This is a genomic window from Novipirellula sp. (assembly GCF_041583735.1).
Taxonomy (GTDB): Bacteria; Planctomycetota; Planctomycetia; order Pirellulales; family Pirellulaceae; genus Novipirellula.
The window spans coordinates 1-8,810 of the sequence record NZ_JBFHFD010000353.1 but is presented as its reverse complement, the minus strand read 5'-3'; the positions used below and the strand labels follow the sequence as shown (position 1 = coordinate 8,810).

Here is an 8,810-nt window from a genome sequence, read left to right as displayed (position 1 = left end):
TGTGTGGCCGCGGAGTTGCGGCATCCATGCCGCAAACGCCTTCCTCTTCATTCCACGCGGGCTCGCGTTGTATAATCATTTGGCTGGCCAACGTCTTTCGCTTCGATCAGGGGCGGCGTCGGCCACACAACCCGTTAGGCGGTCGAATCTTCTCCAATGCCACGAGTGTCAGCCGAAAACATTCGCGAACTCCTAGCTAAGGGTGGATACCAACCATTGCCGGACTCGCCGACGCCACGCCGCGAAGCGTTTGTCATGGCATTGTGTGACGCCGCGGAGAACGATCATCCCGAACTTGTACGCGAACTCATCGCCGAAGCCCCAGTCGCAGGCGAATCCGTCGAACCGCTAATCGCCGCACTGGAATCGCATCACATCACGATATCACGCTTGCTTCTTGATCACGGTGCTCCGATCAATGGGCGGGGCGGGCATTCTGGCGAGACGCCCTTGATGGCTGCCGCTGCTGCGGGTTACGCCGTAGGCGTTCGCATGCTTCTTGACTGTGGCGCGGATTCGTCGCTCCTAGATGGCGACGGCGAACGTGACGCACTCGGCTGGGCCCAAATGGGCGGCGCTGAACACAATTTTGTTGGCGGAATGCCCGACGATGCACGCGCCGCTTATGCAATGATCATTCAGATGCTGCAAGCACACGCAGGGCCCGCCGCCTAACATGGTTTTTACGCTAGGCCTTCGGCACACCTTCCTTGGTTGGTCACGCGGGCTGGCCTTGGTACAATCTTTCTCAGTTCAGGCATCGTTCGCTTCGTTGAGGACGGGTGTCGTAAAAACCTTCCGTTGTCGGTCCTAGAGATGCCAGAATTCGACATCGACATCGCGATGCAAACCTATCTTGGTGGCGACCCGAATACCGCCGCCATCCAGATCGGCAAACGCGACGAGCGTTTATTCGAGCGGTTCGGTGATCTTGCTGCGACCATCAAACCGGAGCTTGACGGAATACTTGACGATGCCGTTCGATGCACTGGCCGTCGCGACAATGGTGACGGGCCGTCCATCACCGATTGGCTGCGCGATAATCTTCCGCACTTCCAACCGCTGACCCTGCGCAAGATCGAGAGTCATATCTTGTACATCATCACGCATTGACCGTCTGGTAGTCGAGAATTTCGCCCCGCCGCATAGGACCGACAACATGGGTTTTACGCAAATTCGCGGCTGTCGTCATTGGAGTAGTTTTCGGTGGGCAAACTTCAATCGCTTCGGTCACGATCCCTCTGCTGCCAGCCCGCGATCGCCTTCGCTGTTTGGCGACGGGCGTTGGCTTTGGTAGAATTTTTCGTAGTTCAATGTCGTTCTCTTCGGTGGAGAACGGCGACGTAAAAACCTTCCGTTGCACGGACCAATCCCATGCCGTATGGCATCCCCTGGAACGACGTCGAAACGATTTATCCGTGCGTCAAATGCGGCTACGAAACGTTGCTCTACACTCCCTTCTGTGCCAACTGCGGAATCGAGCAGCCCACTGAAGAGAGAAAACAAGCGATCGGATGCGCACGACATGTCACATCCAAACGCGAGCCCGACGAAATTCAAGCGTCACTTGATGAATTCAATGGCTTCGCTGTTCGTCTTTGGTCGTATGGTGTTTCGCACTGCGAATTGCAGTTGCACTTCTACAAGACTGGAAAGCATCGAATGATCCTTATGTGCGCCAGTTCCGACGAGGTTCATCTTCCGACATCGGCTTGGGCAGCTGATCTTGAATTGATTGTTAAAGCGGGAAAATACGGCGACGAATACATCGTCCGCGACCGTAAGCTTGGACACTACGTTCGCTGCGGAATGGTCGTGGCGTACTTCGGCTTCGATTCATCGTTTTGTGGCGACGGAATCTGTCCGTGGTAGTCGCACAACACAGATTTGCCGCAAGGCCGCGGCATCCATGCCGCGGTCGCCTTCGTTCTGGGCGAGATGTGCGTCGCGTTGTTAAAATCGTCTCTTGTTCCAACGTCGTCCGCTTCGTTTATGACGGCGACGGCAAACCTCCCGTTGGTGGCCACAAACCAATGACTCCTTTCGCGTCGAACGTAACCGAAAAACGTTTCGCGTTTCTCATCTCAACAATGATCGACTCGCGACTGATCTGGTACAAACACTACTATCTGTGGGCTGACGACCTTATTGCATCCCTTCCCAGTGTGCCCCAATGGGTGCTGCAAATAGCAACCATAAAGTACTACCCTGACGCAGTCGCCGAAATCAACCGCTTCGTCTACTCCGAACCGTTCGAGCAACTCGGGAACACTGACAACGAACGTGTGGCCTGTCTTTTTTTACAACATCAAATGGGCGCATTATCGTGGGCGACATTTCTCGATGCCGCTGGTCGATTTATCGACGCCGCTGGCGGTGGTCATGTCGACTGCGAGTTCTTCTTTTGCATGCTGAACGACATTGAAGATGCAAACTACGACTCTGAATTGGAATCACAACAGGTTCAACGCGTCTATGCGGAATTCGCTTCTGAGATCGAATCCGTTGGCGCGATCTTCTCTGTGTTTCATGACTACTTTCGTCGTTACGTCAGCGCTAACTCTGAGGCGTAGTGGCCACCAACATGGTTTTTACGCATAGGCCGCTCTCCATTTGAGCATTTTGCGACGACAAACGCCGATTGCTTCGATGAGATTCTTCTCCGATGGAGACAGCGGCACACCCTCGCTCTTTGTTCAAGCCGCGATTCTTTGGTAAGATGTTCGTAACACCAACATCGTTCGCTTCGTTGTGGACGGGTGTCGTAAAAACCTTCCGTTGGCGGACATAGGCCAATCACTTTGCATCATGGCCGACTCGCGATTGACACCACTGACTCCTGCCGAGCTTGAAGCGTTGCGTGCTGAACACTCGACGCTACCTGATGCATACCATCAACACATGGAGACCGTTGGCTGGGGTTCGCTACCAAACGGACGGATGCTGTACTCCGGCCCTGTTCACCCCGCCGATATCTATGGTGATACGTGCAACGACTCACAACTCCTTCTCCTTGGCGACGACACCTGCGGATTCTGCTTCGCCTTCGATCCCGCCGCTGCCGTATTCGGCGAATTGGCTGACGATGGAGAATGGCAGCCATGGCTTGATGGGCGTGGAGTCGCGCATTACGTCTCTTGAGATGGAGACTTTTTCCCCGATTCAATGTCCGCCAACATGGTTTTTACGCTAGCCATTCGGCACACCTTCGCTGATTGGCAACGTGCGTTGGCGTTGGTAGAATTTTTCGTAGTTCAATGTCGTTCTCTTCGGTTGAGAACGGCGACGTAAAAACCTTCCGTTACGCGACCTCAGTCGAGATGCCCCGCAAGCCGAAAACGCCTGTAAAAGACTTCTTCGCAGGTGCAGCGTTGCTCGCTGGCTTTGGCCTACTGTATATTCTGTTCTGGCTCTTGGCGTTGCTCGCAATCGCTGGCATGATTTTCTTTGGGTTGACGGTCTTTACCAACTGGAACCTCGGCGAACGACTTGGGTGCAGCTTGCTTTCGGCGTTCATCGCCATGAAGGTTCTCTGGTTCATTTCGGAAATGCTTGATCTGATTCCAGCCTCTTGGATCGATGGCAAAAAGAAGATGAAACCCTGTCCTGAATGCGGTAAGAATCTGCGGACTGCGTTGGCGCAACAGTGCATGCACTGCGGCGCCGATTGGCACACCTAGAGTCGTGCAACATGGTTTTTACGCAAAGTCGCGGCTGTCGTCGTTGGAGAGTCTTTCGGTCGGCAAAGGTCAATCGCTTCGGTCACATTCTTAGCAGCTGCCAGCCCTCGATCGCCTTCGCTGTTTGGCAACGTGCGTTGGCATTGGTAGAATCTTTCGTAGTTCAATGTCGTTCTCTTTGGTGGAGAACGGTGTCGTAAAAACCTTCCGTTGTACGACCTACCGAATGGTGGATATCACGTGCTCACTACGCGACGACGAACAGCTCCGCGCTCACTTTACGCCCGCAATGTCCTCTCGTCATAGACCGTGGTTCATCACTCTGACATGTGACGGCGAACTTTCAAACTCCGCCGAACCTTCGGACCATCGCCCATCTGTGCTCCTGCTTGATGCGGAACTCCAGCAGCTCGACACAGCTTTATCCGCGATTGACATTGACTACATGCCGGATGCCACGGCCGATGGTGCGGCCCGCCGGACGCTGACGTATCGCGTTGGCTCCCGTGACCTGCTTCTTCGCGGCTTTCAATCTGGAGCGACTTCTGGCGACTACAAATCCACTGCACTGATCTCAGATGTCCACGTTTCGCTAGATGGCACCACGAAAACCGACGCCATTAGCGTCACGGTCGTCAACGCGACGTCGCGTGACACTACGAAACGCTAGCGGGGAGTGCAGTTCGATGCATCGCAGCACTCCGCTTAAATGCTTCGCCGAGTTTTACTTTATTACACGGTCGGAAGAATACAGGAAAATGGGTGACAGAAAAATGAAGATGCTGCATTTGGGGGCTGACCATTTTTCTGTCCCTCATCTTCCTGTAAATTCAACTTTGCTTGATTGATCAATGAAGCGATGCTTCGCAAGATCAATTCCTACGCACCGAACCTATTCGCAACCCACGGTAACTTGCCAGCAAGAATGGAATAGAATCAGGGCAATCAGAAGCGAGTCTCGAGCGTGGAGTCTCCTCCCCATAAAGTACGTCACCGAGTCGTACCTAACTCCGTTGTGCGGACTCGCTGATTGGCAAATCCATACGAATCTCCTCGAAGCACTGAGCACTCGCCACAGAAACGCTCGCTTGTTGTTGCGGTTTGCTTTCTGCTGGCCGCTGCCCCCGCCATTTTCCTGACCTTTTCGTGCGTCGTAACCCTGTCGTGGACTGGGTATCTTTGGATCGAATCCGGACGCATTCCGAAGCCAACTGGCGATTCACGCGAACTTCTTGGCTGGGCTTTCATCTGCGCATGTTGTGCCCAACTTCCGATCTACATTCTCTGGGCACTGCTTTCACGGGACCTTCCAGTTCGTCAACGTATTAGCTGGGCAATGATGATCTACTGTCTAAACGCGTTCACCATCCCATTCTTCCTATACACCAAATTTGTGGGCACAACCAACCGTTACTTCCGCGTAAAACCGGCACGCGAATAGAAAATGGTCCGCCGCACAACATGGTTTTTTACGCTAGGCCTTCGGCACACCTTCCGCGTTTGGCCACGCGGGCTGGCCTTGGTACATTCTCTCGAAGTTCAGGCATCTCTCGCTTCGTTCAGGGCGGCGACGTAAAAACCTTCCGTTGTGTGCCCCTAGAGTGAACGAATGTCACGGTCTCCGGCGATCACGCGTGCGACTTCGATACCGTCCCTGATTGTCCTGAAGAATATCACGTAGCGACCAACCACACTGCTTTGGATGTCGGCACCGTACTCAGGACGCCGTTCACCGAATTCGGGCGTTGTCGCGATGAGCTTGCACTTCTCTTCGATTTTCTCGACCCAGTTAGCCGCAGCAATGGGTTTGTCGCGTGCGATGTAATCGTAGATGTCCGACAAATCCTGCTGCGCGGACGGTGCAATTATTAACCTTGGCATCACTCGGATGACTCCATCGCCTGCTTACTCCATCGCCTGCTTGGCGCGTTCTCGCAATTCGCTGAACACGACATCTCCATCGATTCCTTGACCCGCGTCTAGCTCATCAATCCCCTTTTGAATTTCCGCGCGCAACTGCTGCTGGCTTTTCAATAACTGCACTCCAGCATCAACCGCAGCCTCTGTAGACTCAAACTGTCCTGACGCTACCAAACCCTCTACGAATTGCATTGAATCGGGGCTAAGCTGTACATTCATGGATACCTCCAATCGGGGCTGCCGGGTCACACAACATGGTTTCTACGCAAGGGCTCTTCGGGCACACCTTCGACGTGGCGCTGGCCTCGCTCTCATTATACAACCCGATTCAGTTCAAAACACCTCCGCGTTGGTAGCGGCGGTGTCGTAAAAACCTTCCGTTGTGTGTCACTACCGAATCCTTGAGGCGTCGTTAATTGGACACATGGACAACCATACTCGTTGTGGTTGGCGTCGTAATTGCTGCCTCAGTTTCTCGTACGAACTGCGACGTTCTCGCAACCGCAGGCTGTCCCGCGATATCCTTTCCGACTCGTCGTGCCATGAATGCGATCGGGTTATCGGCCCCGACGCGGCGTGCGTGGCCATTGCGTCGTTCCGTCTTGATAACCCCATCTCGATTGGCAACTTTGGACTGTGCGCTGTTCACTGCTCGCATTGCAGTCATCAATTCTACGATTACATCAACAAATGCCAGATTGTTTTGTCGCCATATTGGTGGCAAGCCGACCGTGATGCAACGTGACACACGACTTCTGAGGGTTTGGGAGCAGCGAGGGACGAGCCTGATCCCCACCCCAATGTTCAAGGCGAGCCGTTTCGTGGCGGGAAGCGGCTGGATCGTCAACGTGACGCCGTATCACATTATGAAGTGCTAGTGGGAAGTGCAGCACGATGCATCGCAGTGCCATGGATGAGTTGCTGCATTCAGAAGAATACAAGAAAATGGGTGACAGAAAAATGAAGATGCTGCAATTGGGGGGATGACCATTTTTCTGTCCCTCATCTTCCTGTAAATTCAGCTTTGCTTGATCGATCAATGAAGCGATGCTTCGCAAGGTCAATTTGTACACACCGAACTGAATAGCAACCCACAGCATCTTGCCAGCAAGAATGGAATAGAATCGGGGTAATCAAACGCGAGCCTTCAAACGTAGAGTCTCGCCTCTGTCAAGTACGACACCGCGTCGTACATAACTCCGTTGTCCGTCAGAATTGTATGCTTTTACTCGACGACGATCGCTGGACTTCGCTTGGGCACGCCTATGGTGATTGCCACGACACCGTTGAATGGCTGCAAAGACTCAACGATCCGACGACCGACTTTCACGCCTCTGTGAGATCGTTCGACTATTGGAGTGCCCTCTGCCACCAACAGTCGGTCTATACGGCCACATACGCAACCATCCCTCATTTGGTGTCCGTGATCTCACCGCTGGCCGCTGACAATCGTGACCGTGGCGACCTGCTTTGCTTCGTCGGTTACTCTGTGGCTTGCGGCCATCTTCCGGACGCTGATGCTATTCCCGACTTCCTTCGTCGCGACTACGAATCCGCTCAGGACGACGCTGTTCCATTGATTTCCGCTTCGATGCCATTCACGAAGGAAACCGAAAGCACCGCCTCTGAACTACGGCACATGATGTCTGCGCTCGCTGCCTGCCGTGGCTATCCCGAACTTGCTTTTATGCTTGCTGACATGGACTGCAGCATCGAATGCCCGAATTGTGACGGCCTTATTGAACCCTTTGAGAGTAATCTGAATCTTCTCGCGGGGCAGTGACGGACAACATGGTTTTTACGCTAGGCCTTCGGCACACCTTCCACGTTTGGTCACGCGGACTGGCGTTGGTACAATTTCTCGTTGTTCAAACATCGCTCGCTTCGTGCAGGGCGGTGGCCAACTCAATTGCCGATTCGTCCGTTCTGACGGATAGCGTCAAACAACTGGATACGGCCTTGGTGCTTCACTGTCGTACAACTTCTCAGGGTTTCGCGTCAGCGAGGAACGAGCTTGATCCCAAACCCGTGTTCAAGGGGAGCCGCTTCATGGTGGGAGGCGGCAGGATCGTTTACGCGACGTCGGTTGACATGACCAATCGCGTGTGGGGAGTACAGCTCGATGCATCGCAGTTCCCCGGATGGAGTACTACATTAAGAAGAAAACAAGAAAATGGGTGACAGGAAAATGAAGATGTTGCATTTGGGGGCTGACCATTTTGCTGTCCCTCATCTTCCTGTAAATTCACCTTTGCTTGATTGATCGATGAAGCGATGTTTCGTAAGGCCAATTCCTACACACCGAACTAATTAGCCGCCCACAGTACCTTTCCAGCAACAATGAAATAGAATCGGGGTAATTAGAAGCGAGCCTCCAGAGTAGAGTCTCCTCCCCATAAAGTACGACACCGAGTCGTACATAACTCCGTTGTGCGGTCGAATCTTCTCCAATGCCACGAGTGTCAGCCGAAAACATTCGCGAACTCCTTGCCAATGGTGGATACCAACCATTGCTGGGCTCGCCAATGCCACGCCGCGAAGCGTTTGTCATGGCATTGTGTGACGCCGCGGAAAACGATCATCCCGAACTTGTACGCGAACTCATCGCTAAAGACCCATTCGCTGGCGAATCCGTCGAGCCGCTAATCGCCGCACTGGACTCGCATAACATCGCGATATCACGTTTGCTTCTTGATCACGGTGCTCCGATCAATGGGCGGGGCGGGCATTCTGGCGAGACGCCATTGATGGCTGCCGCTGCGGCGGGTTACGCCGTAGGCGTTCGCATGCTTCTTGATTGTGGCGCGGATTCATCGCTCCTAGATGGCGACGGCGAACGTGACGCTCTCGGTTGGGCCCAAATGGGCGGCGCCGAACACAATTTTGTTGGCGGAATGCCTGACGATGCCCGCGCGGCTTATGCAATGATCATTCAGATGCTGCAAACACATGCGGGGCCCGCCGCCTAACATGGTTTTTACGCTGGGGCCTTCGGCACACCTTCGTCGTTTGGCAACGCTCGCTGGCGTTGGTAGAATCTTTCCTAGTTCGGGCATCGTTCGCTTCGGTAGCGGCGGTGTCGTAAAAACCTTCCGTTGTGCGACCTACCGTGAGGCGATGCGATACATATTCTGCCGCACATCATTGCGCTCTTCGTTGTCGGGCTCATCTGCCTTTGGGGCGCGCTCTGCGTTCTCTCTATCGGCGGAT

At 53.8% G+C, this 8,810-nt stretch carries 11 protein-coding genes; 8 read left to right on the top strand and 3 right to left on the bottom strand.

Annotation, left to right across the window (positions count from 1 at the left end; all coding sequences use genetic code 11):
• The first annotated feature begins 156 nt into the window (after window positions 1-156).
• The 4 genes from ABX962_RS22250 (at window position 157) to ABX962_RS22235 (ending at window position 2,573) form a co-directional block, all read left to right on the top strand.
• Window positions 157-675, top strand: coding sequence for an ankyrin repeat domain-containing protein (locus ABX962_RS22250; RefSeq protein ID WP_372722429.1), 519 nt, complete (start codon window positions 157-159; stop codon window positions 673-675).
• A gap of 141 nt (window positions 676-816) precedes the next feature.
• Window positions 817-1,113 (top strand): hypothetical protein, encoded by a 297-nt coding sequence (locus ABX962_RS22245; protein WP_372722427.1) that lies wholly within the window; start codon window positions 817-819, stop codon window positions 1,111-1,113.
• Between the two features lie 261 nt (window positions 1,114-1,374).
• Entirely contained in the window at window positions 1,375-1,872 is a 498-nt protein-coding gene (locus ABX962_RS22240; protein WP_372722425.1) for a hypothetical protein, read from the top strand.
• Window positions 1,873-2,090: 218 nt separating this feature from the next.
• Entirely contained in the window at window positions 2,091-2,573 is a 483-nt protein-coding gene (locus ABX962_RS22235) for a hypothetical protein (RefSeq protein WP_372722423.1), read from the top strand.
• Between the two features lie 424 nt (window positions 2,574-2,997).
• Here ABX962_RS22235 and ABX962_RS22230 read toward each other — a convergent pair whose 3' ends face one another.
• Window positions 2,998-3,129 (bottom strand): hypothetical protein, encoded by a 132-nt coding sequence (locus tag ABX962_RS22230; protein ID WP_372722421.1) that lies wholly within the window; start codon window positions 3,127-3,129, stop codon window positions 2,998-3,000.
• Window positions 3,130-3,320: 191 nt separating this feature from the next.
• Between ABX962_RS22230 and ABX962_RS22225 the strand changes: the two genes are divergently transcribed.
• Entirely contained in the window at window positions 3,321-3,680 is a 360-nt protein-coding gene (locus ABX962_RS22225; RefSeq protein ID WP_372722419.1) for a hypothetical protein, read from the top strand.
• A gap of 289 nt (window positions 3,681-3,969) precedes the next feature.
• Complete coding sequence (locus ABX962_RS22220) at window positions 3,970-4,350, top strand: hypothetical protein (RefSeq protein WP_372722418.1); 381 nt, start codon at window positions 3,970-3,972, stop codon at window positions 4,348-4,350.
• A 926-nt stretch (window positions 4,351-5,276) separates the two neighbouring features.
• On the opposite strand, the gene ABX962_RS22215 is transcribed toward ABX962_RS22220, so the two are convergent.
• Together ABX962_RS22215 and ABX962_RS22210 are read right to left on the bottom strand one after the other, a co-directional pair.
• Window positions 5,277-5,561 carry a type II toxin-antitoxin system RelE/ParE family toxin gene (locus tag ABX962_RS22215; protein WP_372722416.1) on the bottom strand — a complete coding sequence of 95 codons (285 nt, stop codon included), beginning with the start codon at window positions 5,559-5,561 and terminating at the stop codon, window positions 5,277-5,279.
• 24 nt (window positions 5,562-5,585) lie between these two features.
• Window positions 5,586-5,819 carry a CopG family transcriptional regulator gene (locus ABX962_RS22210; RefSeq protein WP_345321862.1) on the bottom strand — a complete coding sequence of 78 codons (234 nt, stop codon included), beginning with the start codon at window positions 5,817-5,819 and terminating at the stop codon, window positions 5,586-5,588.
• 1,198 nt (window positions 5,820-7,017) lie between these two features.
• Between ABX962_RS22210 and ABX962_RS22205 the strand changes: the two genes are divergently transcribed.
• A complete protein-coding gene (locus ABX962_RS22205; protein ID WP_372722414.1) occupies window positions 7,018-7,383 on the top strand; it encodes a hypothetical protein in 366 nt (121 codons plus the stop codon).
• A 667-nt stretch (window positions 7,384-8,050) separates the two neighbouring features.
• Window positions 8,051-8,569 (top strand): ankyrin repeat domain-containing protein, encoded by a 519-nt coding sequence (locus ABX962_RS22200; protein WP_372722412.1) that lies wholly within the window; start codon window positions 8,051-8,053, stop codon window positions 8,567-8,569.
• Window positions 8,570-8,810: the final 241 nt, after the last annotated feature.

What these genes read in the sequence shown, in the direction of transcription:
- ABX962_RS22250 (WP_372722429.1), top strand. Translation starts at nt 157, where the DNA reads ATGCCACGAGTGTCAGCCGAAAACATTCGCGAACTCCTAGCTAAGGGT.
- ABX962_RS22245 (WP_372722427.1), top strand. Translation starts at nt 817, where the DNA reads ATGCCAGAATTCGACATCGACATCGCGATGCAAACCTATCTTGGTGGC.
- ABX962_RS22240 (WP_372722425.1), top strand. Translation starts at nt 1,375, where the DNA reads ATGCCGTATGGCATCCCCTGGAACGACGTCGAAACGATTTATCCGTGC.
- ABX962_RS22235 (WP_372722423.1), top strand. Translation starts at nt 2,091, where the DNA reads ATGATCGACTCGCGACTGATCTGGTACAAACACTACTATCTGTGGGCT.
- ABX962_RS22230 (WP_372722421.1), bottom strand. Translation starts at nt 3,129, where the DNA reads ATGCGCGACTCCACGCCCATCAAGCCATGGCTGCCATTCTCCATCGTC.
- ABX962_RS22225 (WP_372722419.1), top strand. Translation starts at nt 3,321, where the DNA reads ATGCCCCGCAAGCCGAAAACGCCTGTAAAAGACTTCTTCGCAGGTGCA.
- ABX962_RS22220 (WP_372722418.1), top strand. Translation starts at nt 3,970, where the DNA reads ATGTCCTCTCGTCATAGACCGTGGTTCATCACTCTGACATGTGACGGC.
- ABX962_RS22215 (WP_372722416.1), bottom strand. Translation starts at nt 5,561, where the DNA reads ATGCCAAGGTTAATAATTGCACCGTCCGCGCAGCAGGATTTGTCGGAC.
- ABX962_RS22210 (WP_345321862.1), bottom strand. Translation starts at nt 5,819, where the DNA reads ATGAATGTACAGCTTAGCCCCGATTCAATGCAATTCGTAGAGGGTTTG.
- ABX962_RS22200 (WP_372722412.1), top strand. Translation starts at nt 8,051, where the DNA reads ATGCCACGAGTGTCAGCCGAAAACATTCGCGAACTCCTTGCCAATGGT.